Annotated in this window: 22 protein-coding genes; 8 read left to right on the plus strand and 14 right to left on the minus strand. The window is 63.5% G+C overall.

Annotated features, from left to right (window positions below; translation table 11 throughout):
* Window positions 1-137: 137 nt before the first annotated feature.
* A complete protein-coding gene (locus tag BLS26_RS06375) occupies window positions 138-557 on the plus strand; it encodes a CHRD domain-containing protein (RefSeq protein ID WP_092509411.1) in 420 nt (139 codons plus the stop codon).
* A 97-nt stretch (window positions 558-654) separates the two neighbouring features.
* Here the strand turns inward: BLS26_RS06375 and BLS26_RS06380 are convergent, their stop codons facing one another.
* The 7 genes from BLS26_RS06380 to BLS26_RS06410 all read right to left on the minus strand — a co-directional run bounded on the left by BLS26_RS06380 (window position 655) and on the right by BLS26_RS06410 (window position 10,183).
* On the minus strand, window positions 655-1,104 hold the full coding sequence (locus BLS26_RS06380) for a cytochrome c (RefSeq protein WP_092517709.1): 450 nt from the start codon (window positions 1,102-1,104) through the stop codon (window positions 655-657).
* 121 nt (window positions 1,105-1,225) lie between these two features.
* Window positions 1,226-3,535, minus strand: coding sequence for a xanthine dehydrogenase family protein molybdopterin-binding subunit (locus BLS26_RS06385; RefSeq protein WP_092509413.1), 2,310 nt, complete (start codon window positions 3,533-3,535; stop codon window positions 1,226-1,228).
* 193 nt (window positions 3,536-3,728) lie between these two features.
* Window positions 3,729-5,279: a murein biosynthesis integral membrane protein MurJ gene (murJ, locus tag BLS26_RS06390; RefSeq protein ID WP_092509415.1), complete on the minus strand. Its 1,551-nt coding sequence runs from the start codon at window positions 5,277-5,279 to the stop codon at window positions 3,729-3,731.
* 90 nt (window positions 5,280-5,369) lie between these two features.
* A complete protein-coding gene (locus BLS26_RS06395; protein WP_092509417.1) occupies window positions 5,370-6,521 on the minus strand; it encodes a DegT/DnrJ/EryC1/StrS aminotransferase family protein in 1,152 nt (383 codons plus the stop codon).
* Between the two features lie 47 nt (window positions 6,522-6,568).
* Window positions 6,569-7,585: a Gfo/Idh/MocA family protein gene (locus tag BLS26_RS06400; protein ID WP_092509419.1), complete on the minus strand. Its 1,017-nt coding sequence runs from the start codon at window positions 7,583-7,585 to the stop codon at window positions 6,569-6,571.
* A 188-nt stretch (window positions 7,586-7,773) separates the two neighbouring features.
* Window positions 7,774-9,186 carry a mannose-1-phosphate guanylyltransferase/mannose-6-phosphate isomerase gene (locus BLS26_RS06405; RefSeq protein WP_172804554.1) on the minus strand — a complete coding sequence of 471 codons (1,413 nt, stop codon included), beginning with the start codon at window positions 9,184-9,186 and terminating at the stop codon, window positions 7,774-7,776.
* A gap of 7 nt (window positions 9,187-9,193) precedes the next feature.
* The gene (locus BLS26_RS06410; protein WP_092517711.1) at window positions 9,194-10,183 is read right to left on the minus strand and encodes an NAD-dependent epimerase; all 990 of its coding nucleotides are present in this window, start codon (window positions 10,181-10,183) and stop codon (window positions 9,194-9,196) included.
* Between the two features lie 204 nt (window positions 10,184-10,387).
* Here BLS26_RS06410 and BLS26_RS06415 point away from each other — a divergent pair, with 204 nt between their 5' ends.
* Complete coding sequence (locus BLS26_RS06415) at window positions 10,388-11,347, plus strand: lysylphosphatidylglycerol synthase transmembrane domain-containing protein (RefSeq protein ID WP_092509423.1); 960 nt, start codon at window positions 10,388-10,390, stop codon at window positions 11,345-11,347.
* Between the two features lie 18 nt (window positions 11,348-11,365).
* The gene (locus BLS26_RS06420; RefSeq protein WP_092509425.1) at window positions 11,366-12,376 is read left to right on the plus strand and encodes a glycosyl transferase; all 1,011 of its coding nucleotides are present in this window, start codon (window positions 11,366-11,368) and stop codon (window positions 12,374-12,376) included.
* Window positions 12,377-12,518: 142 nt separating this feature from the next.
* On the opposite strand, the gene BLS26_RS06425 is transcribed toward BLS26_RS06420, so the two are convergent.
* The 4 genes from BLS26_RS06425 to rfaD all read right to left on the minus strand — a co-directional run bounded on the left by BLS26_RS06425 (window position 12,519) and on the right by rfaD (window position 18,298).
* Window positions 12,519-14,468, minus strand: coding sequence for an SDR family NAD(P)-dependent oxidoreductase (locus BLS26_RS06425; RefSeq protein ID WP_092509427.1), 1,950 nt, complete (start codon window positions 14,466-14,468; stop codon window positions 12,519-12,521).
* A gap of 81 nt (window positions 14,469-14,549) precedes the next feature.
* Window positions 14,550-15,833 carry an O-antigen ligase gene (locus BLS26_RS06430; protein ID WP_092509429.1) on the minus strand — a complete coding sequence of 428 codons (1,284 nt, stop codon included), beginning with the start codon at window positions 15,831-15,833 and terminating at the stop codon, window positions 14,550-14,552.
* Window positions 15,830-17,302 (minus strand): D-glycero-beta-D-manno-heptose-7-phosphate kinase, encoded by a 1,473-nt coding sequence (gene rfaE1 / locus BLS26_RS06435; protein ID WP_092509431.1) that lies wholly within the window; start codon window positions 17,300-17,302, stop codon window positions 15,830-15,832. Before rfaE1 ends, BLS26_RS06430 begins: the two co-directional genes overlap by 4 nt.
* 18 nt (window positions 17,303-17,320) lie before the next feature.
* Window positions 17,321-18,298, minus strand: a complete 978-nt coding sequence (gene rfaD, locus BLS26_RS06440; protein WP_092509433.1) for an ADP-glyceromanno-heptose 6-epimerase — start codon at window positions 18,296-18,298, stop codon at window positions 17,321-17,323.
* A gap of 162 nt (window positions 18,299-18,460) precedes the next feature.
* Here rfaD and waaF point away from each other — a divergent pair, with 162 nt between their 5' ends.
* Together waaF and BLS26_RS06450 are read left to right on the plus strand one after the other, a co-directional pair.
* Window positions 18,461-19,528 (plus strand): lipopolysaccharide heptosyltransferase II, encoded by a 1,068-nt coding sequence (gene waaF / locus BLS26_RS06445; RefSeq protein ID WP_092509435.1) that lies wholly within the window; start codon window positions 18,461-18,463, stop codon window positions 19,526-19,528.
* Complete coding sequence (locus BLS26_RS06450) at window positions 19,525-20,046, plus strand: HAD family hydrolase (RefSeq protein WP_092509437.1); 522 nt, start codon at window positions 19,525-19,527, stop codon at window positions 20,044-20,046. The genes waaF and BLS26_RS06450 overlap by 4 nt, the downstream gene beginning before the upstream one ends.
* Before the next feature lie 78 nt (window positions 20,047-20,124).
* Here BLS26_RS06450 and BLS26_RS06455 read toward each other — a convergent pair whose 3' ends face one another.
* Both BLS26_RS06455 and BLS26_RS06460 read right to left on the minus strand, forming a co-directional pair.
* The gene (locus tag BLS26_RS06455) at window positions 20,125-20,415 is read right to left on the minus strand and encodes a hypothetical protein (protein WP_092509439.1); all 291 of its coding nucleotides are present in this window, start codon (window positions 20,413-20,415) and stop codon (window positions 20,125-20,127) included.
* Between the two features lie 58 nt (window positions 20,416-20,473).
* Window positions 20,474-21,517, minus strand: coding sequence for a glycosyltransferase family 4 protein (locus BLS26_RS06460; RefSeq protein ID WP_172804555.1), 1,044 nt, complete (start codon window positions 21,515-21,517; stop codon window positions 20,474-20,476).
* A 181-nt stretch (window positions 21,518-21,698) separates the two neighbouring features.
* Between BLS26_RS06460 and galE the strand changes: the two genes are divergently transcribed.
* The 3 genes from galE to BLS26_RS06475 all read left to right on the plus strand — a co-directional run bounded on the left by galE (window position 21,699) and on the right by BLS26_RS06475 (window position 25,375).
* Complete coding sequence (galE, locus tag BLS26_RS06465; protein WP_092509441.1) at window positions 21,699-22,712, plus strand: UDP-glucose 4-epimerase GalE; 1,014 nt, start codon at window positions 21,699-21,701, stop codon at window positions 22,710-22,712.
* Window positions 22,713-22,819: 107 nt separating this feature from the next.
* Window positions 22,820-24,640 (plus strand): ABC transporter ATP-binding protein, encoded by a 1,821-nt coding sequence (locus BLS26_RS06470; RefSeq protein WP_092509443.1) that lies wholly within the window; start codon window positions 22,820-22,822, stop codon window positions 24,638-24,640.
* A 33-nt stretch (window positions 24,641-24,673) separates the two neighbouring features.
* Window positions 24,674-25,375 carry a fumarylacetoacetate hydrolase family protein gene (locus tag BLS26_RS06475; protein ID WP_092509445.1) on the plus strand — a complete coding sequence of 234 codons (702 nt, stop codon included), beginning with the start codon at window positions 24,674-24,676 and terminating at the stop codon, window positions 25,373-25,375.
* Window positions 25,376-25,511: 136 nt separating this feature from the next.
* On the opposite strand, the gene BLS26_RS06480 is transcribed toward BLS26_RS06475, so the two are convergent.
* Window positions 25,512-26,165 (minus strand): RICIN domain-containing protein, encoded by a 654-nt coding sequence (locus BLS26_RS06480; protein ID WP_092509447.1) that lies wholly within the window; start codon window positions 26,163-26,165, stop codon window positions 25,512-25,514.
* Window positions 26,166-26,275: the final 110 nt, after the last annotated feature.

Consider the following 26,275-nt stretch of genomic DNA (forward strand, 5'->3'; position numbering starts at 1 on the left):
AGCGAACGCTAGTATGTCCGGAGTTCGCACCATAAGCTTCCACGAAATTTTGGGCATTCAACGCCGTTTCGGGAATAAATCCGAAGGGGCGTTGTTTTGAGGCTGACGCCATCGTTTGTTGTCACAGGGAGAACATCATGAAGAAGATTATGCTTGCCACGCTCGCATTGGGGGCTGCGTTCGCCTTTTCCGGTACCGCCTTCGCCGAGAAGATGAAGGCGACGCTCGACGGCAAGGCCGAAGTGCCGCCGAATGCCAGCACAGGTACCGGCACCGCCGACATCGACTACGATCCGGCCACCAAGAAGCTGAGCTGGAAGCTGACCTATTCCGGCCTGTCCGGCCCGGCCACCGCAGCGCATTTCCATGGTCCGGCCGAAGCCGGCAAGAACGGCGGCGTCGCGGTCGCGATCCCGAACGCCACGTCAAGCCCGGCCGAAGGCAGCGCCACGCTGACCGATGCGCAGGCGGCCGACCTGACGTCCGGCAAGTATTATGTCAACGTTCACACCGCAGCCAATCCGGGCGGCGAAATCCGCGGCCAGGTAACCAAGTAACGCCGTTTCACGGTATTTCCTGAAACGAAAAAAGGAGCGGAGGCATCAAAGCCTCCGCTCCTTTGTCTGAGCGAGTCAGGTTCTCACTTGCAAGTTCTCACTTGAGCTTTACACGAAACGTCTCGTGGCAGTCGGTGCACTTGGCCTGAATGGCGTCGAACGCGACCTTGAGGCTGGCGGCGTCCTTCACCGACCCCTTGACCTCAGCGATCGTCTTGCTGACGGGAGGGACCTTCGAGTCGAAATCAGCCTTGTTCTGCCAGATAGCCTGCTTCGCCCCATAAGTCGCGTTCACCACGTCTTCCTTGGGATTGGGCGTGAAGACTGTGGGAATCTTGGTGACTTGCGCTTCGAGATCGGTGATGGCGGCAGTTACCGCGGCCTGGTCATAGGGGATCTCGCCCTTCACCATCTTGAGCATGACCCCGTACATGCTCTTTCCCTGCGTCTTCATCAGATTTTGCTGCTGAACGGCGACATCCTGCTGCGCCACAACGGCGCCAGCACCGAGCAACAAGGCTCCTACGGCAACAACGATCCGCTTCATCCGCCAATTCTCCATCTCGCTAGCGTTTCCAAAAGACACCGCGAACGCACTGCTGCGGCCGCGGGCGGTCTGCAGTTCGAATCCCGCATGCGGAGCATTATTCCCCGCCTGCGACAATATTTCAGAGATTATGCCGCTTCTGCGCCTCGCGGATCGCGATCCACACCCGCTCGGCGGTTGCCGGCATGTCGATGTGATCGATCTTGTATTCGCGCCACAGCCCCTCGACGATCGCGTTGACGACCGCGGGACAGGAGCCGATCGCCCCCGCCTCGCCGGCGCCCTTGACGCCGAGCGGATTGGTCGTGCACGGCACGTTGTGGGTTTCGAAATGGAATGACGGGCCGTCGGCGGCGCGCGGCATTGCGTAGTCCATGAACGTGCCGGTGACGAGCTGGCCGTCGGCATCGCTATAGACCGCCCGCTCCATCAAGGCCTGACCGATCCCCTGCATCGCGCCGCCATGGACCTGGCCGGCGAGCAGCAGCGGATTGAGCGTCACACCGAAATCATCGACGATGACATAGTTGACGATCTTGATGATGCCGGTGGCGGGATCGATCTCGACCTCGGCAAGGTGGGTGCCGTTCGGATAGGTGCCGTCGGCTTGCGCGAAGGTCGCACTCGCATTCAGCTTCGACGGATCGACGCCTGGACGCTTCGCCAGGTCGGCGAAACTGATCGAGCGATCGGTGCCGGCGATCCGGACCCGGCCGTCGCTGAGTTCGAGATCGAGCGCACTGGTCTCAAGTGCTTCGGCGGCGATCTCCTTCAACTTGTTGCCGAGATCGCGGGTGGCGCGCTCGACGCTGACGCCGCCGGTCGGAATCGACGCCGAGCCGCCGGTGCCGAGGCCGGTGGCGATACGGTCGGTGTCGCCCTGCAGCACGTGGACGCGCTCGGGCGGCAACCCGAACTGCTCGGCGATCAGTTGCGCGTAGGCGGTCTGATGGCCCTGCCCGGTCGACTGGGTGCCGATCAGGACGGTGACGTCGCCATTGGGATCGAGCGCGACATTGGCGGTCTCCTCGCCCATGGTGCCGCAGACCTCGACATAGCTCGCGAGCCCGATGCCGCGCACCAGGCCCAGCTTCTTCGCTGCCTTGGCGCGCTTGGGAAACTCCTTCCAGTTAGCGACGTCCATCGCGCGCTTCAGATGCGCGTTGAAATCGCCGGAGTCGTAGATCTTCCCGGTCGCGGTCTTGTACGGCATCGCCTTCGGCGAAATGAAATTCTTGCGCCGGATCGCATCCGGCGTCAGCCCAAGTTTTCGCGCGGCGGCGTCAACCAGACGCTCGACCACGTAGGCCGCCTCGGGCCGCCCGGCGCCGCGATAGGCGTCGACCGGCACCGTGTTGGTGAAGACGGTGCGGACGCGGCAATGGAATGCCTGGATATCATAGAGCCCGGGCAGCATGCCGGCGCCGCCGTGCGGGATATAGGGACCGAAGGTCGAGAGATAGGCGCCCATGTCGCCCATCAGATCGACGTCCATGCCCAGGAACTTGCCGTCCTCGGCCAGCGCCATCTTCGCCGTGGTGACGTTGTCGCGTCCCTGCGCGTCACCCATGAAGTGATCGGCGCGATCGGCGGTCCATTTGATGGTCTTGCGCAGTTTCTTCGCCGCCACCGCGATCAACGCGTATTCGCGATAGGGAAACAGTTTGGTGCCGAAGCCGCCGCCGACATCGGGGCAGATCACCCGCATCTTTTCCAGCGGCATCTTCAGCACCATGCCGCCGATGATTTCGCGCAAGCGGTGGCTGCCCTGGCTGCCGATGGTCAGCGTCAGGTGATCGCGCTTGGCGTCGTATTCGGCAACCGCGGCGCGCGTTTCCATGAAATTGGTGATGATGCGCGGATTGACGATCGACACTTCGGCGACCGCGTGCGCCTTGGCGAAGGCCGCCTCGGTCGCCTTCTTGTCGCCGATCCCGACGTCGAACAGCACGTTGCCGGGATGGTTGGGCCAGACCTGCGGCGCGCCCGGCTTGACGGCATTGGCAAGGCCGACCACGGCCGGCAGCGATGTCCATTTGACCTCGATCGCCTCGATCGCGTCGCGGGCCTGGTCGATGGTGTCGGCGACCACAAAGGCGATGGAGTCGCCGACGTGGCGGACCTCATCTTTGGCAAGGATCGGATAGGGCGGGCCCGTGAACGGATCGACTTCGAGATTGAACAGGCACGGCAAATCGCCGAGGTCTTTGACGTCATCTGCGATCAGGACCGCGCCGACGCCCGGCATGCCGCGGGCCTTGGTGACGTTGATGGTGAATGTCGCGTGCGCATGCGGCGAGCGCAGCATCAGCGCGTGCATGGCGGGGGACGGCGCGTGATCGTCGGTGTAGCGGCCCTTGCCGCGGATCAGCGCGTCGTCTTCCTTGCGGCGCACGCTTTGACCGACGCCGAACTTGATGGGAGCAGCCATCGTATCTCCAATTCCCGTAGCGTTTTCGAGCGAAGCATGCCCTCGGACTTGATCCGAGGGTGGACACCGGTTCGCGTGAAGAAAACGCGTCAAAACAAAAGCTAGAACTGTTCCATATTGCAGTGGTTCGCGCGCCAGCGCAAACGGCTTTCGGCCGGCGAATCAGGCCGCGGCATAGAGATTTTCTCTTTACTTATTGGGACTTAGGCGACTGACGGTCGCGCAGAAGTGAGAATATCCACCCCCTGCCGAACAGCACCAGGATGGAAAAGCCGTATACGAACGCAGCCGTCACGATCAGCAGCAGCAACGCGGTCTCGTCGCGGAACGCCCGCATCTGCGCGAAATAGACCGCCGCGAATCGCGCGGTGACCCACAGGCTGGCCGAGAGCACGAGGCCGGCCGCGGCAAATTTGGCCAGCGACTTGATGAAGCCGCGGTCGAACTCCAGATAGCCCGCCCGCACTGAAAAGATCAGGACCAGCAGCAGATTAATCCAGGCGCCGACGGCGGTGGCGAGCGCGAGGCCGATCTGGGCCAATGGAGCCATCAATGCGAACTTCAGCAGCACGTTGACGGTAAGCCCGGTCAGCGAGGCCTTCACCGGCGTGGCGGTGTCCTTGCGCGCATAGAACGCCGAGACCGCGCTGCGGATGGTCACGAATGGAATGAGGCCAATCGAATAGGCTGCCAGCGTCGCCCCCGCGGCGGCGGCATCGGCGCTGGTGAACGCGCCGCGGGCAAACACGGCGCGCATGATCACGTCCGGCACGGTCACGAATGCGGCGACGAACGGCACGGTGGCCAGCAGCGTGAATTCAAAGGCGCGGCGTTGCGACGCGGCGGCGCCGGCGTCGTCGCCCGCGGTAATCCGGCGCGACATTTCCGGCAGCAGCACGGTGCCGACCGCGATGCCGATGACGCCGATCGGCAATTGATAAAGCCGTTCGGCATAGTAGAGCGCCGACAGCGCGCCCGTGGCCAGGAAGGTCGCAATGATGGTGTCGGCGAACACCGCCACCTGTGACCCCATCGACCCCAGGGTGGCCGGACCGATGGCACGAAAAAACGCCCGGACATCATCGTCGAGCTTGAGCGACGCAAAGCGCGGCAAACCGCCGTGGCGGGCGAGATCGCCGGCGAGCAGGAAATATTGCAGGAAGCCGGAGACCAGCACGCCCCAGGCCGCGGCGTGGCCGGCGGTCGGAAACAACGCGGCCAGCGCCAGCGCCGCCATCATCGAGATGTTGAGAAAGATCGAGGCCGCCGCGGCGCTGGCGAAGCGGTGCATCACGTTGAGCATGCCGCCATAGAGCGTCACCAGCGTGATCAGCAGCAGATAGGGAAAGGTGATGCGGGTCAGCTCGATCGCCAGCCGCCGCTGCTCGGGATCTTTCGAGAAGCCCGGCGCCAGAATGTCGAGCACCTGCGGCATGAACAGCCATGCCACGGCGAGCAGAACCACCTGCGACAGGAACAGCAGCGTAAAGATGCGGTCGGCGAACAATCGCGCCGAGGCCTCGCCGCCCTTGCCGTGGACATGCGCGTAGGCCGGAATGAAGGCGGTGTTGAAGGCGCCCTCGGCAAAGATGGCGCGAAAGCTGTTCGGCAGGCGCAGCGCCACGAAGAACGCGTCCGCGATCGGGCCGGCGCCGAGGATCGCGGCCAGCATGATCGAGCTCGCAAAGCCGGTGAGCCGCGAAAGAAGCGTATAGCCGCCGACGGTGAAGATGCGTCCGAGCATGCGCCGCTTCTATACTAAGCGGCGGGCGAAATCAGCCCCTTAACGATCCAGGCATGATCTTGTCCGAAAACCGGCTGCCATTTTTCGGGATCAAGCCTGAAGTGCGTCGCGCACCGCCTTGATGACCCGTTCCTGCGTGGGCTCATCGAGATAGGCATGCATCGGCAGGCTGATGACGTCGTCCGACAGGCTCTCGCTGGCCGGCAGGCCGCCGCCGGCGACCGGAAAATCCCGGTAGGCGGTCTGCTGGTGCATCGACTTGGTATAATAGATCGCGGTCGGAATCCCCTGCGCCTTGAGCGCTGCGGCGAAGCCGTCACGGTCGGTCCCCTTGGGCAGGCGGATGGTATATTGCGCCCATACCGAAGTGCAGCCGGCGGCGAGCCGCGGCACGGTCACGACATTGCCGAGGCCCCTCGCATAGCGCTCCGCCACCGCATTGCGCGCGGCGATCTCATCCTCGAAGATTTTCAACTTCTCGATCAGTACCGCCGCCTGCATGGTATCGAGCCGGCCGGTAAGACCGAGCCGGACGTTGTCGTATTTGTCAGAACCCTGGCCGTGGACGCGAATGCTGCGCAGCGTTTCGGCGAGCGCGTCGTCGTCGGTAAAGATCGCACCGCCGTCACCGAAGCAGCCGAGCGGTTTGGCCGGGAAGAAGCTGGTCGCGGTGGCGAGACCGAACGTGCCGAGCTTACGGCCTTTGTAGCTGGCGCCGAAACCTTGCGCGGCGTCGTCGAGCACGAACAGGCCTTCGGCCGCGGCAATCGCGCCGATCGCATCATGGTCGGCGCTTTGCCCGAACAGGTCGACGGGAATCACCGCCCGGGGTTTTAGTCCGCGCTGCCGCGCCGTGGCGATGCCGCGCGTCAACGAGGCCGGATCGATGTTGAACGTTGCTTCGTCGACATCGACGAAAACAGGCGTAGCGCCGGCCAGCGCCACCGCCTCGCCGGTCGCGCAAAACGTGAACGACGGACACAGCACGGCGTCGCCGGGGCCGACATTCATCGCCATCAGCACCATCAGCAGCGCATCGGTGCCGCTGGCACAGCTCACCACATGCTTCGCGCCGGAGAATTCCGCCAACGCGGCTTCCAGCGCCGTCACTTCGGGGCCGTTGATGAATTGGCAATGGTTGAGCACGCCGGACACGGCGTCATCGATGGATTTGCCGAGCCGGCGGCGCTGCGCGGCGATATCGATGAAGGGAACGGGTTCTGGGCGCATGTGCTGGTTCATGGTGCCTTCTGGTTCAGCAAGCCTTGCAGGATCGAAATGAGGGTAAATCAGCCGACGATGCGGCGCGGGCCCTTGCGCACGGTGTTCGCCGCGGGTTTGGGGGGCTGTTCGAGGCAGCGGATGGCGATGGCGAGACTGGCGACGCCCTCGTCGCCGGAAACCGCCGGCACCTCGCCGGTGCGTACCGCACTGAGGAACGCGATCAGCTCGGCGCGCAGCGGTTCGTCGTGGCCGACCGGCAGATGGCGCATCGAATAGCTGCCGTCGGGCTTGAAGCCGAAGCATTCCGTCACCTGGCGCGTCAACAGATCGCCCATGACATATTTGCCGCGGGTCGCGACCGTGACGTTGCGTGCCTTGAACGGCGTCAGCCAGTTGGTGTTGATATGGGCGAGCACGCCGGAGGCGGTGCGGAACTGCAGCAGCGCGATATCCTCGCGCTCGGCGATTGCACTGGAAAGCTGCGGCTGCACCTCGACGATATCGGACTCGGTGAAATACCGGATCAGGTCGATATCGTGCACGGCGAGATCGATGACGACGCCGACATTCGACATCCGCGGCGGAAACGGTCCGACACGGGTGATTCCGATGGAAAGGATGTCCTCGCCCGAGATCGCCTGCTTGATCGCGACGACGGCGGGATTGAAACGCTCGACATGACCGACCATCAGCGTCACGCCGGCACTGCGCGCCGCCGAGACGATGTCCTCGCCCTCCTCGACCGTGGAAGCGACCGGCTTCTCGACCAGAATATGGATGTTGCGCGTGATGCAGGCGAGCGCGATCTCGTGATGGAGATGCGTCGGCGCCGCGATCGTGATCGCATCGACGCCCTCGTCGAACAGTTCTTCGAGGCTCGCGAAGGCGCGGCAGCCGACCATCTCGACGGCGCGCGCACGGTGTTCGGGCAACGGATCGACGATGCCGACCAGCGTCACATCCGGCAGACCCGCCAGCACGCGGGCATGGTTGCTGCCCATCACACCCGCGCCGACCACGCCCACGCGCAATTCGCGCCGCGCGTCGCTCTTCGCGTCCGATGCGGACCCTTTAGAACTCATGTCGTAGACCCCAACAATTTCGTCACGTGAATGCCCCACGCGAACGCCCCGGCGGTTCTCTAGCACGCCGCCACAAATGTGGCGAATGCCATCAGCCTTTTCCGGACACGTTTTGATTCAAAGAGTTACATCGCCCTGACGGGGGCGTGGGCTGAAAATCCCGCAAAATGGCGACGGTTCCCGGTCGCTCAGGTGCGCCGATAATCATCCTCGATACGGATGATATCGTCCTCGCCGAAATAGCTTCCGGTCTGCACCTCGATCAGTTCGAGCTGGATCTTTCCGGGATTCTCCAGCCGGTGCACGGCGCCGATCGGAATATAGATCGATTCGTTCTCGTGCACGGTCTTGACCAGTTCGTTGACGGTCACCTGCGCCGTTCCACGCACCACGATCCAGTGCTCGGAGCGATGGTGGTGCTTCTGCAGCGACAGCCGCCCGCCCGGCTTGACGATGATGCGCTTGACCTGATGGCGGTCGCCATTGTCGACCGATTGATAGGATCCCCAGGGCCGGTGCACCCGGATGTGATCCTCGGTGACCTGCGGCGCCACGCTCTTCAGTTTCGCGACCAGGCGCTTCAATCCGTTGGCGTCCTTTTGCCGCGATACCAGCACCGCATCCTGGGTCGCGACCACGACGAGATCGTCGACGCCTTCGAGCGCGACCAGCGCACGGTCGGTCACCACGTTGCAGTTGCGGGAGTCCTCGAACACCGCGGCACCCCGCGCCGCGTTGCCCTCCTTGTCCTTCTCGGACAATTCCCACACCGCATGCCACGAGCCGACATCGGACCAGCCGCACGCCACCGGCACCACCGCGGCACGCGAGGTTTTTTCCATCACCGCATAGTCGATCGAGATCGATTTCGCCGATCCGAACGCGGCCTCGTCGAGCTTGACGAATCCGAGGTCGGAGCTTGCCTTCGAAACCGCACGGCCGACCGCCTCGATGCTATCGGCATCGACGGTGCGATACTCGTCGAGCAGCACGGCGGCGCGAAACATGAAGTTGCCGCTGTTCCAGAGATAGCCGGCCTTGATATAGCCGGCCGCCGTCGCCGGATCCGGCTTCTCGACGAACTTCGCCACCGCGCGAACCTTGCCGGCAATGACATCGCCGGGATTGATGTAGCCATATTCGGTCGCGGCACGCTCGGGCTGCACACCGAAGGTCACGATATTTCCGGTTTCCGCGGCGACCAGCCCCTCGCGGCATGCGGCGAGAAAGGCGGGCGTGTCGCGCACCACGTGGTCGGCCGCCAGTGCCAGCACGATCGCGTCCTTGTCGCGCGCCTGCGCGAAGGCGGCGCCGGCCGCGATCGCGGGGCCGGAGTCGCGCCGCATCGGCTCGAGCAGCACATCGGCCTCGATGCCGATCTCGGCGAGTTGCTCCAGCACCATGAAGCGATAGGCATTGTTGGTGATGACGACCGGACGCTCGAACAGCGAGGTGTCGGAAACCCGCAGGATCGTATCCTGGAACGTCGAACGCGCGCCGAACAACGGCAGGAATTGCTTGGGATGGACTTCGCGCGAGGCCGGCCATAGCCGCGTGCCGGCGCCGCCGCACATGATGAGGGGGATAATTCGTCGGTTCATCGGCATCTCAAATCCTGTAGTGGTCGCGATACCACGCGACAAATTCGCGAAGCCCGTCCTCGATCGACGTTTGCGGCCGGAAGCCGGTGTCGCGCATCAGCTCGGCGACATCGGCGAAGGTCTCGGTGACGTCCCCTGGCTGCATCGGCAACATCTCCCTGACGGCGGCGCGGCCCAGTTCCCGCTCCAGAACCGCTACCACATGGGTCAGTTCTTCCGGATGATTGTTGCCAACATTGTAAATCCGGGCCGGCGCACCGGCGGCCTGGCCGGCATCGCGCGGGGCCTGGTCGACCAGCCGCATGACCGCGCTGGTGACGTCGTCGATATAGGTAAAATCGCGCCGCATTTTACCATGGTTGAAGAGCTTGATCGGGGTGCCCTCGAGGATCGCCCGGGTGAACAGGAAGATGGCCATATCGGGCCGTCCCCACGGCCCGTAGATGGTAAAGAACCGCAGACCCGTCACCGGCAGCCGATAGAGATGGCTGTAGGAATGCGCGATCAGTTCGTTGGCCTTTTTCGTCGCCGCATAAAGACTGACGGGGTGATCGGTCTTGTCGTCGACTGAAAACGGCAGCTTGGTGTTGGCGCCGTAGACCGACGACGAGGAAGCATAGACCAGGTGGCGGCAGCCGTGATGCCGGCAACCCTCCAGCACGTTGACGAAGCCCTCGAGATTGGCGTCGACATAGGCATGCGGATGGTCGATCGAATAGCGCACGCCGGCCTGCGCGGCGAGATGCACCACCCGCCCGAACCGGTGTTTGGCGAACAGCCGCGCCATCGCCGCGCGATCGGCAAGATCGGTCCGTTCGAACGAAAACCGCGGCTCGCCGCGCAGGACGTCCAGGCGGGCCGTCTTCAGCTCCGGATCGTAATAATCGTTAAGATTATCCAGCCCGACCACGGTGCAGCCTTCGGCCAGCAGCCGGCGGGCGACATGGAAGCCGATGAAACCGGCGGCCCCGGTGACCAATATTGTCTGATCCGACATCATATCCTTAAAGCAGCGGCCGGTTCGCCCCTGCCGTTCCGTTCCGGGCCTCTTTACCCGCCACGTCGAGGGTCCCGCAATACTTACCCGCGCCGCTATTGCCAGATTGAGCTTAAAACCATACCAAGGCGCCGAACTTCGGCATGGGACGCCGATTTTGCACCCTTTTTGACATCCCTCTCAAACCTGGCAAGCGCGAACGAGATGCGCCGGATTCTGCTTTCAGCCATCAAGATTTTGATCTCCGCAGCCCTGCTCTATTTCTCACTGCGCAAGGTCAACCTGTACGATCTCGCCGCGCGGCTTAACGTCGAGAGCGTGGGCTGGATTGCGCTGGCGATCGCCGTGCTGTTTCTGCAGATCTTCATCGGCGTCTTGCGCTGGCGCGAGATCAGTTCGGAATGCGGCGCACCGATCGAGGTCAGACAGGGGATGCGCTTCAACTTGATCGGAACCTTCTTCAACCAGACCCTGCCGTCCTCGATCGGCGGCGACGCGGTGCGGCTGTGGCTGGTCGCGCGCGCCGGCGCCGGCTGGCGGGCGGCGACCTATTCGATCTTCGTCGACCGCGCCATCGGCCTGATCGCGCTCGCGATCGTCATCGTTGCAAGCCTGCCCTGGAGCTACCACCTGATCACCGATCCCGCCGGGCGGTCCGCGCTGCTGCTGGTCGATTTCGCCGCACTGGCGGCCGGTGTCGGATTTCTGCTGCTCGGCGTGCTGCCGTTTCCGTGGCTGAAGACCTGGTGGGCGACGCATCACATTCACGCCTGTGCGGTGATCGCCAACCGCGTCATCTTCAGCCGGAAGCACGGACCAAAAATTGCGATCCTGTCGCTGCTCGTTCACGTGCTCGCCGTCGTGATCGCCTGGTGCGTGGTGCAGTCGATCGCGGCGCCCGTGTCGTTCAGCCAGGTCTTCCAACTGATGCCGCCGGTGATGCTGATCACGATGCTGCCGATCTCGATTGCCGGCTGGGGTGTTCGCGAAGCCACCATGGGGCTGGCCTTCGGCTATGCCGGGCTGATGGCCACTGAAGGCGTCAACATGTCGCTGCTGTTCGGTGCGGTATCGTTCCTGGTCGGCATCTTCGGCGGGCTGGTGTGGATTTTCAGCCCCGAGAAGGCGGCCCAGGGCGAAGCGCCGATCGAAGTTCCGAAATAATTGTCCGCGCCGGCATAGATGAACCATTCCGAACCATATCTTTCGTTTGCCGCCGCCATCCTGGCCGTGCTGCTGTCGTCGGTCCTCACCTGGGCGATCCGCCCGCTGATGCTGCGGCATGCGCTGGCAGAACCCAACGCGCGCTCCTCCCATCGCATCCCGACGCCGCAGGGCGCCGGCATCGCGGTGATCGCGGCGACGCTGATCGCGGCCATCGCCGTCATGGCGTTCGCCGCCACGCCGGCGATGAAAATCCCCGCCATCGTGTTCGGCGCGACGCTGTTCATCGCAGCCGTCGGCCTTGCCGATGACGTCCATTCCATTCCGGTGGTACCGCGGCTGCTGCTGCAGGCGGCGGCGGTCGCTGCCATCGTCTTTACGGTGCCCGAGAGCTTGCGGATCGTTGACACGTTACCGCTTTGGATCGAACGCTGCCTCGTGCTGCTGGCCGGGCTCTGGTTCGTGAACCTCGTCAATTTCATGGATGGACTCGACCTGATGACGGCCGCCGAGGCCGTGCCCATGAGCGCCGCCATCGCCCTGCTCGGCTGGCTCGGAGAGGTGCCGGCATCGACGACGATCACAGCTGCCGCGCTGTGCGGCGCGCTGCTCGGCTTTGCGCCGTTCAACCGGCCGGTGGCGAAGATCTTTCTCGGCGACGTCGGCAGCCTGCCGATCGGCCTGCTGCTCGGCTGGTGCCTGCTGCAACTCGCCTGGCACCAGCAACTCGCCGCTTGCGTGCTGTTGCCGCTGTATTACCTGACCGACACCACCGTCACGCTCACCCGCCGCATGGTCAGGCGCGAGCCGTTCTGGGCGGCGCATCGCTCGCACTACTACCAGCGAGCGACCGATAACGGCTTTTCGGTGTGGCAGGTGGTCCGCGAGGTTTTCGCGCTCAACGTCGTACTGGCGGCGCTCGCGATTGCATCGACCCGGCTGCAATCCCCAGTGATCGTGATCCCGCTCGTCGCGGCCGGCGCGCTGGCCGTTGTCCTGACACTGTATCGGTTCTCGCGCTCGAAATAACTGGCGCCGCGCCGGATCAGGGACCTATAGCGTTTTTAAGCTAAGCATGCCCTCGGACTTGATCCGAGGCTGGAAACCGGTTCGCGTCAAATAAAAGGGAGGAGCTCGGTTCTGATTCAATCAGAACCGATAAGGCTCCAGCTCACTGCGCCGGCGAGGACTCTGGGCTTCCCTCGCCCACGGCCGGCCCGAACTCGGGCACCGCATCCTTCAGCACCGCTTTGATGGTGGAGCGGTCATTTGCAGCGATCGCCGCTTCGAGATCCGCGAGCCATTTGCGCAATGTCTGCATCGGCGGTTCGTTCGGCTTGGCCGCCATAATGCCTGATATCCCGATGTCGACAGTCGGTTCTTCGCTCGCAAACAGGATCTCGTTGAGCCGCTCGCCCGGCCGCATCCCGGTGAACACCACTTCGATATCGAGGCCTGGTTCAAGACCCGACATACGGATCATCCGCTCGGCAAGGTCCACGATCTTGACCGGTTGCCCCATCTCGAGGACGTAGACCGAGACGTCCGGTCGCGTCGGCGCGAGCGCATGAGTGGCGGCCGTAATCACCAGATCGCAGGCTTCGCGGATGGTCATGAAATACCGGACCATGTCCGGATGGGTAACCGTGACCGGGCCACCGGCCTCGATCTGCGCCTTGAACTTCGGCACCACCGATCCGTTCGAGGCCAGCACGTTGCCGAACCGCACCGAGATCAGACGCATCCGCGGCTTGCCCGCCGATTGCGTCACGAGCTCATGATCGAGCGCCTGGCAATACATCTCGGCGAAACGCTTGGTCAGGCCGAGCATCGAGACCGGCTCGATCGCCTTGTCGGTGGAGATCATCACCATCGCGTCGGCGCCCGCTGCCAGCGCCGCGTCGGCGACATTGACCGATCCGAAGATGTTGGTCTTGACGCCCTCGCTCCAGTCGCGCTCGAGGATCGGCACGTGCTTCAGCGCTGCGGCATGGAACACGATATCCGGCTTGAACTCGCTCATCAGCTGCATGACCCGCTCGCGATCGCGGATATCGGCGATGCGCCCTTCGATGACGGGGCCGGATGTGCGTGCAGCCAGCGCCTCGGTCACCGCGTAGAGCGCCGGCTCCGAATTCTCGATCACCAGCAGCCGCGCCGCGCCGAAGGTCGCGACGCGTTCACAAATCTCCGAGCCGATCGAGCCGCCGCCGCCAGTCACGATGACCGCCTTGCCCTTCACCAGCGCCTCGAGCCGAGCATAGTCGATCTTCTCGCTCGGACGCAGCAAGAGATCCTCGACCGCGACATTGGTCAGCCGCGGCGCGTCGCCGCTCTCCAGGGACGGCAGGCGGCTGACGATGAGGCCGAGCCGCTTGGCACGCATCAGTGCCGCTTCGGGATGCGCGTCCGGCTCGAACGCCGAGGGGGTCAGCACCACGCGCTTGATCGGCTTCTCGCGGCTCGCAAAGTCGCGAATCACGCTCTCGATGTCGTCGACGCCGCCGAGCACCGGAATGTTGCGGATCGACTGGCCGCGGTCCGCCGCCGAGGGCGACAGCATCCCGACCGGCCAGATCCCCTTGATGGCGCCGTTCTCGATGCCGCGCAACACGACCTCCGCGTCGGCCGCACGGCCGACCAGCAGCGTCCGCGGCGCATCCTCGGCGCGGGCATGGTGGCGAGTTCGCGAATAGCGGAAATAGCGATAGGCGAAGCGCAAGGCACTCAGCGAAAATATCTCAATGAACCAGTACAGCACGATGGTGATGCGGCCGAGAAACACCTGGCCGCCGTGGATATTCGGCGCGACGAAAATCAAGATGTAGTCGATCACCACCAGGGCTACGGTCAGCACAGAGGCGACCCGCAGGATGTTCAAGGCGTCCGGCAGCGAGATGAACCGCCACTTGGTCGTGGTCAGGTTGAAGACGTAGCAGACCACCACACTGAAAACGACGAAAAAAGGCAGCACATGCAGCAGCCGCGGCAGCCGGACGAAGAAGCCCTGGCCGCCCTCGAACCGCAGATAAAAGCTCGCCAGCAGGGCAAACGCCGTCGCCAGCGCGTCATGCGACGCAATAAGGAAATTGCGCAGGGTCAATCGCGAAAATGGGGTCATATATCAACCAGACTAAACCGCAGCCAATTCCCAGGGAATCCCGCGCCGCTGATAGCTCATCTTCTGCGTGCAAGCCAGCAGTCATGACTTGACGGCGCCGGCCGGTTCCCCGACCGCTTGTGGCGATTTCGCACGCAGCACCATGCCTCCGGCGACGCCTACCCCCAGGACATACATCCATCCCTCGTGGAAATCGAACAAATGGGAGTTGAACAGTGACGAGAAGATGTTCTGGAGCACGACCATCAGGCCGATCCACGTCACGAGGCCCTCGCCGCGGAACAGCCTAAGATGTAGCAGCCACATTGTGTAGAGGACGATGACTCCAATGGCGCCCCACTGTATCGCAATAGCCAATGTCTGGTTATGAGGATTACCAATTACTTGACCGCTGGCGAGTTCTACAGTTCCGACTGCAGCCCCTTCGAACAGTCCCCGCGTCGACCCCGTCCCGTGACCAATCACGGGCGAATTAGCGAAAAACCTGAGCGATTTCTGCCAGAACTCAAGTCTAACTCCCATCGACGTCGGCAAATTTTTTTCCTTGTAGAGCTGGTAATCACTAACAAACGTATCAGTCGTCCGACGCAACTGGGGCGAGACGAACCAAACCAATCCTGCGACACCAACCATTATGCAGATTATCATCGCGCTAGTTCGGCGTTTTAGGTGAAGCAGCGCGAATGTCGTCATCATCATCGGCAGCGTGACAATTGCAGTGCGCGACACAATGACAAATGCCATATTAGCGACGAAGCTTACCGAAAGAGCCATCAGTGAAAGTGCTTGCCAGGCTTTTTTTGCACGCAACAGCGTGACAATAGGAAACGCCAGCACAACTGCGCACAACGCAAATTCCTGGCTTTGGTCAATGTAGTTCTTGACGAAGATACCGCGTTCAACATCGTCTCGCTTGATTGAAAAGCCGGGATACAGCATCACCAGCCACGACATCAGCATCATCAGCACGCAGGAAATTAGGAAGGCCGTGAACACCCACATGCCCCGCGCCGAGCGCTCGAAATGATAGACCAGCAGCGGCAGCACTAGGAGCTTGGCGAGAGGGCCGATTGCATAGCTGCGCACGCCCCATGGCGCATCCGACCACAACGTTCCAACCACCGCCAGCGTGAACAGCGCAATCGGCAGCGCGCTGACCGGCCGTCGCAGCGAGACCATGAATGCCCGCCATTCGATCGTCGGCGCCACCGTCAGCACGAAGATCACGCCGAAGATGCCGACCAGCGAGGTCGACCAGGGCAGCGACAGCGCCAACAACACCGCGACGATGTCGCTCGCCTTCGACCACGACGCAGGATCACGCCACGCCGCCAGACGCGAAGGCAGAGTTACCGTGACGCTCACGCCTTGCCTCCCCGCGCGCGGTCGACCAGAGACGTGGTGCTGTGGCCCGGCAGGATGTCGATCAGCACGACCTCGCCGCCGCAGGCCTCGACGATCTCGTGGCCGACGACCTGCTCGCGGGTATAGTCGCCGCCCTTGACCAGCACGCTCGGCTTTATTTTCGTGATCAGCTCGATCGGCGTGCCCTCTTCGAATATCGCGACGAGATCGACCGCCTCCAGCGCCGCCAGCACTTCGGCGCGGGCACGTTCGTCCTGTACCGGCCGCCCCTCGCCCTTCAACCGCTTCACCGAGGCGTCGCTGTTGAGACCGACGATCAGCCGATCGCAGGCGCCGCGCGCAGCCGTCAGCACTTTCACATGGCCGGGATGCAGAATGTCAAAACAGCCATTGGTGAAGCCGACGCGCAGATCCTGCCGCCGCCACTCCGAAAGATGGACATCGAGATCGCCACCGGCGGCCACGATCTTTTCCTCGGCGGCGAGCGAGGCATGCGGCAGGATTTTCCGCCGCAGCTCGGCCGGCGTGACGGTGGCGGTGCCTTTCTTGCCGACCGCGACGGCGGCGGCGGCATTCGCCATCCGCAGCGCCGTCTCCCAGTCGGCGTTGGCGGCGAGCGTCAGCGCCAGCGCGGCAGCGACGGTGTCGCCGGCACCGGAGACGTCGCGCACCTTGACCGGTAGCGCCGGCACATGGATCGAAGCCCCGCCGCGAACCACCAGCGTCATGCCGTGTTCGCTCTGCGTCACCAGCATGGCTTCGCAGTCGGCGAGATACATCGCGTCCTGGGCGGCGTCGGCAATGCTCTTGTCGGAATCGGCGCGGCTGCGGGTAGCTTCCGCGAATTCCTTGCGGTTCGGCGTCAGCACCGTCGCGCCGCGGTAGATCGCAAAATTGGCGCTCTTGGGATCGACGATCACCCGCTTGCCGAGTTTTTTGGCGGTATCGATGGTGTTGCGGATCACGCGCGCGGTCAGCACGCCCTTGGCATAATCCGACAGCAGCACGATATCGGCGCGTGCGATCAGCGGCAGGATGGCATCGATCAGCTTCTGCTCGACGCTGGCTGCAGCCGGCAGCGCCAGTTCCCAGTCGGCGCGCAGCATGTGGGTGGAGAAATGCTCGGAGACGAAGCGTACCTTGCGCGTCGTCGGGCGGGAGGAATCCGCAACCAGCACGGCCTCGATGCGGCTTTCCTTCGAAAGGTCAGCTTTCAGTTTTGCGCCCGCTTCGTCCTCACCGACCAGGCCGACGAAAATGCAGTGCGCGCCGAGCGAACTGATGTTGCGCGCGACATTGCCGGCGCCGCCGATATTTGTCTCGCTGCGCTGGACCGCGATGACCGGCGCCGGCGCCTCCGGCGAAATACGCGACACCTCGCCATAGACGAATTCGTCGAGCATGAGGTCGCCGATGCAGAGCACGGTGCGGCCTGATATCGCTTGGCTGAGGGCGTCAAAATCGAACATCTTGTTACCTGTGGCCCGTCAGCGAAAGCGATCGGAACAGTTGAGAAAGCCCTTCACGTAGGAATCAACCGCGTCTTCGAGCGCGGTGAAGCCGCCATTATAGCCGGCATGCTGCAACCGATCGACCTCGCTCTGGGTGAAGTATTGGTAAGCGTTACGGATCTGTTCGGGCATGTCGATATACTGGATGTTCGGTTTCGTGCCGAGCGCGGCGTAGGCCGACAGCATCAGGTCGCGAAAGCTGCGCGCGGTGCCGGTGCCGACGTTGAACAGCCCGCTCACCGAAGATGTCGCCAACAGCCACATCATGACGCGCACGACGTCGTCGACATAGATGAAATCGCGGCGCTGGTCGCCGTCGGCGATGCCTTCGCGGTGCGACTTGAACAGTTGCACCGGGCGACCGGCCTTGACGTCGTCGAAACGCCGCGCCAGCACGCTCATCATCGTGCCTTTATGGTATTCGTTCGGCCCGAACACGTTGAAGAACTTCAACCCGGCCCATTGCGGCGGCAGCCGCTCGCCGCGCGCGGCGCGCTCGGCGACCGCCATGTCGAACAGATGCTTGCTCCAGCCGTACAGGTTCATCGGCCGCAGCTTCTTCAGCGCATCGATCGACCCGTCGTCGCCAAACCCCTGATCGCCATCGCCGTAGGTTGCCGCCGAGGAGGCGTAGATCAGCGGCACGGCATTCGTCGTGCACCAGTCCAAGAGCCGCAGCGACAGCCGGAAATTGGTTTCGATGACGAGGTCGCCGTCAGTCGCGGTGGTTTCGGAAATGGCGCCAAGATGGATGATGGCGTCGAGCCGGCGGCCCATCAGCCAATCCATCAGCTCGGCGGGCGGCACGAAATCGGCGAGCTGGCGCTTGGCCAGATTGCGCCACTTGCCGTCATGGCCGAGCACGTCGCACACCGCCACGTCCCGGCCGGCGTCGTTCAACGCAGCCACGACGTTCGATCCGATAAAACCGGCACCCCCGGTTACCAGTAACATGCTGTCCCCTGCCATATTATGCGGCGCCAGCTTTGCCTCACTCCCGTCCGGCAGGCAACTTGGGCGACGAGATGTGGTGAAGACGCCGGGCATCACTTTACCTGCCGGTGCAGAGCGGTTACCGACGGAGCCGGAATCAGCCGGGTAGCAGACTTCTAAGGTATGAATATAGATTCATCAATTGGGATCGAGATCGAGGATGCCGCCGACACCCGGCCGATCCTGATCATCCCCTATATGTGGATCGGCGACTTTGTCCGCGGCCATACGGTGGTGCGTGTCCTCAAACAGCGCTGGCCGAACCGGCCGGTCGACCTGCTGGTGACCTCGCTCTGCGCCCCCCTGGTCGACTACATGCCGGGCGTCCGCTCAGGCATCGTCTGGGACCTGCCGCGCGGCCGACTTGCGGTAGCCAAGCAGACCGGTCTGGCGGCTCAATTGCGTGCCAAGGGCTATGGAACTGCGCTGGTCCTCCCCCGAACCTGGAAGGCAGCCATCGCGCCGGCGCTGGCCCGGATCCCTGAACGGGTGGGGTTCTTCGGCGAAGCCCGGTTCGGGCTGATCAACCGGATGCGCTGGGACGAAAAATCGAAGCGCCTGCCCCGCTTTATCGACAAGAACGCCGCTTTGGCGCTGCCTGCCGGCGCCAAACTGCCGCCGGAATGGCCGGTGCCGCAACTTCGGGTCCCGCCCGAGGAAGCCGCGCGCTGGCGGCAGGCCAACGGGCTCGGCACCGGACCCGCTGTGGCGCTGGGCCCCGGTTCCGTCGGCGAGTCGAAACGCTGGACCTATTACCCGGAAGCCGCGCGGCTATTGGCCGAACGGGGGTTTGACGTCTGGGTGGTCGGCGGGCCCGGCGAAAAGGCGCTGGCGCAGGAAATCGTCGTCGCCGGCGGCGGCAAGGTCCGCGACCTCACCGGCAACGATCTGCGCAACGGCGTTCTGGCGATGGCGGCCGCCAGCGTCGCCATTTCCAACGACTCGGGCCTGATGCATATCGCAGCCGCCATCGGTACGCCGACGATGGGCATTTTCGGCCCGACCAGTCCCTATCTCTGGGCGCCGCTGAACGGGCTCGCGGCGACGGTTCTGACCACCACGAAACTTTCCTGCCAGCCCTGCCAGCGCACGGTCTGCACCATGAACGACCATCGCTGCATGCGCGACATTTCCGCCACCGATGTGGCTGACATCGCGCAGCGCGTGCTGCACGAGGCGGCGCCGCGATGAGTGGGATCCTCAAGCCTGCGGCGTTTCTCGACCGCGACGGCGTCGTCAACCACGACGACGGCTATATGGGCACAAGCGAACGGATTCGCTGGATGCCGAATGCGGCCAAGGCGATCCGCCGGCTCAACGAGGCCGGCTATTTCGTGTTCTTCTTCACCAATCAATCCGGCGTCGCGCGCGGCTACTTCAGCGAAGACGAACTCAACACGCTGCATGACTGGATGCGCGCCGAACTCGCCGCCCAGGGCGCCATCATCGACGACATCAGGTATTGCCCGCACCATCCCGCCGGCACCGTCGCCGGCTATCTCGAAGATCATCACTGGCGAAAACCCTCGCCCGGCATGATCCACGATCTGATGGCGCACTGGCCGGTACGGCACGCCGGCAGCTTCGTCATCGGCGACCGCGACACCGATATCGAGGCCGCGCAAGCCGCGGGCCTGCCGGGATTTTTGTTTGCCGGCGGCGACCTCGATGCGTTCGTCGCCGACGTGATGGCGAAGACCAGGGGTTGATCTCAAGGCGAGCACCAGACCACGATGGCCGGACCGGGCATGTCCGCTGGTGGGACCCATACCTGACATTTTCGCAGACTATAACCTTACTATCTGGACGGGCCGATTTTGCTCGTCCGTCCAGATACCAGCAAATTCCAAAACCTCTTCCACCGTCTCGTTCGAGTGCGAGGTGGTGGCAACAAAGCGCTCGCGATCCGAACCATCGCCGACCACCAGTTCGTCGATGATGTCCTCTATGCGAGCGGCGCCCTCTCCGACGACTGCTATAAGAGCAACTTTATCACGAAGGCACTTCTCGACGAATTCATCCAATAAGGATTCGTTCGATAGCGGCAGGTGGAGAATGACCCTTGGCGCATAGCTCATGATTGCTGCTCATGCTCTCCGTCTTCAAACGCGAACCGGCGTCCAGTCGCTCGAAACGCTATAGCGTTTTGTAAACCGCTGCGATTTTGTTGGCCTCGGCATCAAGGCTGAATTTTTCAAGCACGCGCGCACGCGCTCGCTCACCCATCGCTTTCGCCACGGCCGGATCGCGCATCAACGGCTCCAGCACTGCTGCCAGCGCGTCGGCATCGCCAGGCGGGATCAGCACGCCGGTGACGCCGTCCTCGACCACGAATTCGGCGGCGCCCGCGCGCGCCGCCACCAGCGCCGCACCTGACGCCATCGCCTCGATCAAGGTCAGGCCAAAGCCCTCATTGCGCGAGGTGAAGGCGTAGATCGTCAGCCGCTGGTACCAGCGTTGCACTTCCTCATTCGCCAATTCGCCTGTCATAACGATGCGTGATTGAAGGCCGGCGGCTTCGATCTGCTGCTTCAAGCCGCTGGCAAAGCCCTGCTGTTCCGGCACGATGGCGCCGACGATGACCGCCGTAAAATCGGGATAGCGCGGCAACAGCCGGCACATCGCTTCGACGAACACGTCGGTGCCCTTTTGCGCGCGCACCCGGCCGAAGCAACCGATCGCATAACGGCCGGGCAGTTTGGCTTCGGCAAACGCCGCCGCGCGGTCGGCGGGCGGCGCGTAGAGATCGGTGTCGACGCCATGCATCACCACGGTGGCCGCGCGCTTGAGATAGGACGCCGACAGGTCCGAGGTCGCGATCACGGCATCCATCTGCCGGATCAGCCAGCGCGTCAGCCGCTGGTGATGGCGCTGCGCCGCCGAGGTGAACACCAGCTTCAGCGGCCAGCCGAGCGCGCGCAGCAACAGCCCTGCGATCATCTCGTCGTTGCGCCGCGCATGCCAGATCAATGGCGTGCGGCGACGCCAAAGCCTCAAGAGATCGCCAAAACCCATCCGCGCGATGCCGTCGGGGGCATGCGGACCGAGCCAGGCGGCGCGATACATCTCGGCAAGCTTCGGCGCCACCATCCGGTTGGTCGCCGTCACGCCGGAATAGCGCCTGTGCAGATTCGGCACGATCAGCTGCAAATCAGGTGTGAAAACGTTCTCGATCGGCACGTCCGGCTCCGTTTCGAGCAGTTCCTATACGCAACATTAAGCATGGTGGCCAGTTCAGCGGCGCCGAAAGGTACTCTTCACCGTACCGGCGATAGCATCGCCCCTTAACTTAAGCGCGCATGATCTCTTTCGCCAAACCGCTCACACTTTGGCGGATCACGCGCCGGCAGAGGGTGTGCCCATGACCGTGCTTGTCACCGGTGGCGCCGGCTATATCGGCAGTCATATGGTTCACGCGCTGGCGGAAGCCGGCGAAAGCGTCGTCGTGATCGACAACCTGTCCACCGGATTTTCCAACTTCCTGCCCGAAGGCGTGCCGTTGTTCATCGGCGATGCCGGCGACGAGAATCTGGTCGAGGGTGTGATCGCCCAGCATGGCGTCGAGAGCATCATCCATCTCGCCGGCTCCGTGGTGGTGCCGGATTCGATGCGCGATCCGCTCGGCTATTACCGCAACAACACCATGACGACCCGCAGCCTGCTCAACGCCGCGGTGAAGGGCGGCGTCAAGCGCTTCATCTTCTCGTCGACGGCGGCCGTCTACGGCAATCCGGACCAGATGCCGGTGCCCGAACACGCCGCGACGCGACCGATGTCGCCGTACGGTTCGTCGAAACTGATGACCGAAATCATGCTACACGACGTCGCCGCCGCCCACGACATGAGCTACGTCGTGCTGCGCTATTTCAACGTCGCCGGCGCCGACCCGTCAGGCCGCACCGGCCTTGCCACCATCGGCGCAACGCATCTGCTGAAGATGGCGGTCGAGGCAGCCACCGGCCAGCGCGCCAAGATCGACGTCTTCGGCACCGATTATCCGACACCGGACGGCAGCGCCATCCGCGACTTCATCCATGTCAGCGACCTCGCCCAGGCCCATCGCGCCGCCTTGTCCTACCTGCGTGACGGCGGCAGCTCGGTGACGCTGAACTGCGGCTACGGCCGCGGCTATTCGGTGCTGGAAACCATCGAGGCGGTGCGCCGCGTCGCGAACCGAAATTTCGCGGTCCAATATGCGCCGCGCCGGCCCGGCGACATCATGACCATGGTGGCCGACACCAGCCGCATCCGCTCCACGCTGGACTGGACGCCGCAATACGACGATCTCGAAACCATCGCCGCCCACGCGCTGAGCTGGGAAGAGAAGCTGTTCCGCGACCGCGGCGGCCCCGCGCAGCAAGCGGAATCGGCGTAAAATCAACCGCTTATTTGGCTTGAAAATCTCGGCTTTAGCAGGCAAGGAGTCATCAAAGCAGCCCTGACATGCGGGTAACTGACGCCCGTATCGTCGATGGAACGCGGATGACCGAGTCTCCTAGAAAAATTACCAGAAAAGTCACCGACGACCCCTATGGCGCGGCCATTCTGGTCCGCCGCCTGGTGGCCGAACAAGGCCTCGCTTACTGGCGGCGCTATTTGCTGGCCTTCACACTGATGGGGGTCGCGGCGGCCGCCACCGCCGCTTCTACCTATGTGCTGGGCCAGGTGATCAACCAGGCCTATGTCGACAAGAACGTCACCGGCATCGCCATCCTGTCCGGCGTCACCGTGCTGTTGCTGTTCATCAAGGGGATCGCGACTTACGGCCAGACCGTCATCCTGTCGAAGATCAGCAACGCCATCCTCGCCAACAACCAGCGGCGGCTATTCGCCAAGCTGATGAGCGAAAGCATCGCCTTCTTTTCCGACCGGCATTCGTCCGAATTCCTGACCCGGCTGACCTCGGGCGCCAAGTCCATCACCGATGTGCTGAACCTGCTGATCAACGCGATCGGACGCGACCTGCTGACCCTGATCGCTCTGGTCAGCGTGATGGTGGCGCAGGATCCGTGGTTGTCGCTGATCGGCCTCCTGGTGGTGCCACCGGCGATGCTGTTCCTGCGCAAGATGATCAAGCGCATCAAGGGCCTTGCCTACAGCCAGTTCACCGGCACCGCCGACATTCTGGAGACGATGCAGGAATCGCTGCAGGGCATCCGCACCGTCAAGGCGTTCACGCTGGAAGACGCGATGCAGAAGCGCATCGACGACGACATCACCGCCGTCGAACGCAACGCCAACAAGATGGCACGGGTCTCCAACCGCGCCAACCCGCTGATGGAAACGCTTGGCGGTTTCGCCGTCGCCGGCTGTCTCTTGTATGGCGGCTACAGCGTGGTGGCGCTCGGCGCCACGCCGGGCCAGTTCTTTTCGTTCATGACCGCCTTCCTGCTGGCGACCGAGCCAGCCAAGCGGCTGGCGCGGCTCAACATCGACCTAAACAGTCAGCTGGTCGGCGCGCGGATGCTGCTCGAAGTCGTCGACAGTCCGGCCAGCGAGCCCGCCGACGACGACAAGCCGGCGCTGAAACTGACCGACGCGCGGATCGAACTCCGCGACGTCAGCTTCGCCTATCGGCCAGGCGAGCCCGTGCTGAATCGCATGAATTTCGTGGCCGAGCCCGGCAAGGTCACCGCGCTGGTTGGCCCCTCCGGCGGCGGCAAGTCGACGGTGTTGGCGCTGCTGCTGCGCTTCCACGAGGTGACACAGGGCGACATCCTGATCGACGGGCAGTCGATCGGATCGGTCTCGCGCAAATCGCTGCGCCGGCAGACCGCCTATGTCGGCCAGGACGTCTATCTGTTCCGCGACACCATCGGCGCCAACATTGCGTTTGGAAAAGACAACGCCACCCAGGACGAGATTGTCGCCGCGGCCAAGGCCGCCTGCGCGCACGACTTCATCATGGGCTTCCCGCTTGGCTATGACACCCCGGTCGGCGAGCACGGCGCCCAGCTTTCCGGCGGCCAGCGCCAGCGCATCGCGGTGGCGCGGGCGCTGATCAAGAACGCGCCGGTGATCCTGCTCGACGAGGCAACCGCGGCGCTGGATTCGGAATCCGAAAAAGCCGTGCAGGAGGCGATCGAGCATCTCTGCCGGAACCGCACCACCATCGTCATCGCCCACCGCCTGCACACCATCATGCACGCCGACGCGATCCTGGTGGTCGAGGGCGGCGAGATCGTCGAGCGCGGGCGGCATGACGACCTGCTGCGCCGCGGCGGCCGCTATGCTTCGTTCTTCCGTCTGCAACACCTCGATGCCGGCCCGTCGACACTGGCGCCGGTGAGCGCAACCGCCTAGACTGTTTTTCTCCCTCGAAAACGAGACCGCTTCATGAACGCCGCTTCCTACGTCATTCCCCTTCCGCCGCAGGCTTCGCTCCCCGTCGTCGGCGAAACCGGCTCCTACCCCGTGCGCCGCATCTGGTGCGTCGGGCGCAACTATCTCGAGCACATCCGCGAGATGGGCAATGACGAGCGCGCGCCGCCGTTCTTCTTCGCCAAGCATGCCGACATGCTGGTGCCCGACGGCGCCACGATTCCCTACCCGCCGCTGACCAAGGACCTGCACCACGAGGTCGAACTGATCGTCGCCATGAAGAGCGGCGGCCTCAACATTCCCGCCGACAAGGCGCTCGACCACGTCTACGGCTACGCGGTCGGCATCGACCTTACCCGCCGCGACCTGCAGATCGCTTCGCGCAAGAAGGAGCGGCCGTGGGAAGTCGGAAAATCCTTTGACTATTCCGCGCCCTGCTCCGCGATCCAGCCGGCATCGAAGATCGGCCATCCCGCCAAGGGCAAGATCTGGCTCACCGTCAACGGCACCGAAACCCAGAAGGGCGATCTGACCGAACTGATCTGGAACGTGCCCGAGATCATCTGGCAGCTCTCGCAGCAGGTGAAGCTCGCCGCCGGCGACATCATCATGACGGGCACGCCGGCCGGCGTGTCGCAGCTTCACCCCGGCGACAAGATCGAGTGCGGCGTCGACGGCGTCGGCACGCTGAAGGTCGCGATCGGCAAGCCGGAATAGAAGCTGGGCGAAGTCCACCATGCAAAGCCCCGGATCAGCTCCGGGGCTTTTTTTCGTAGGGTGGGTTAGGCGAAGGCGTAACCCACCGCGACCAGCAAAGACGGCGGATTACGCTTCGCTAATCCGCCCTATGCGCTTAGCGAACCACAGGCCCCGGCGCGTTCCAATCCCTGACGTTGACCAGCTCCCACTCCTGATTGACCGCGTTGGCGGCGCCGAATTTCCCGATGCAGTCCCAGGCCTGCAAGCCCGCCCCCTGCAACGGCGGCGCCGGGAATTTGCCGTTCGCAGCATCGAGGCATCGTTTTCCCTTGTCGTAATAATTCTGCAGGACCTGACGTTGGCCGCCGAAGCACCGGCCGCTCGGGCAGTCTGCCGGCGTCATGGCAATCGTCTGCACCTTCCACATCTGCGAGGCGTCGCCGCCGCATTCGGCTTGCACAATCGGAGCGCCCGATTGATAGCCGCTGGTCTTGAGGCACAGGCCTGAGTGCTTCGCCTTCAGCAGAAACCACGGATCACCGTCTGCATCCGGAAAAAGCCCGAGTGACTTCAAGTGCCAGACAAAGAACTGCTGGCTGTCGCCACCGTAGTGCGGCCACAGCACCACGGGAGCGCCGATATTCGTGTTGTGGGCGAACACCTCAGCCATCATCTTGGTGGCGGTATTGACGGCGTAGAAATACTCGTCGGCCGCGGCGGGCGCCGCCGTCACCGCCGTGAGAAGTGCAAGCGCAGCGCCGAGGCAAAAGCTGCGCTTGAAGCGAGCCATCAAGGTATCGTGCCGCATGGTTGTCCTCCAGCACTTGCGGAAGTGTCTGGAGAACGGAATGTCGTCTCAGCCTTCCGCAAGGACCAGCCTAGGCTCTGCAACGCAAGGCTGCTGTGAAGCCATTCACA

It is taken from the genome of Afipia sp. GAS231, from assembly GCF_900103365.1.
Lineage (GTDB): Bacteria > Pseudomonadota > Alphaproteobacteria > Rhizobiales > Xanthobacteraceae > Bradyrhizobium.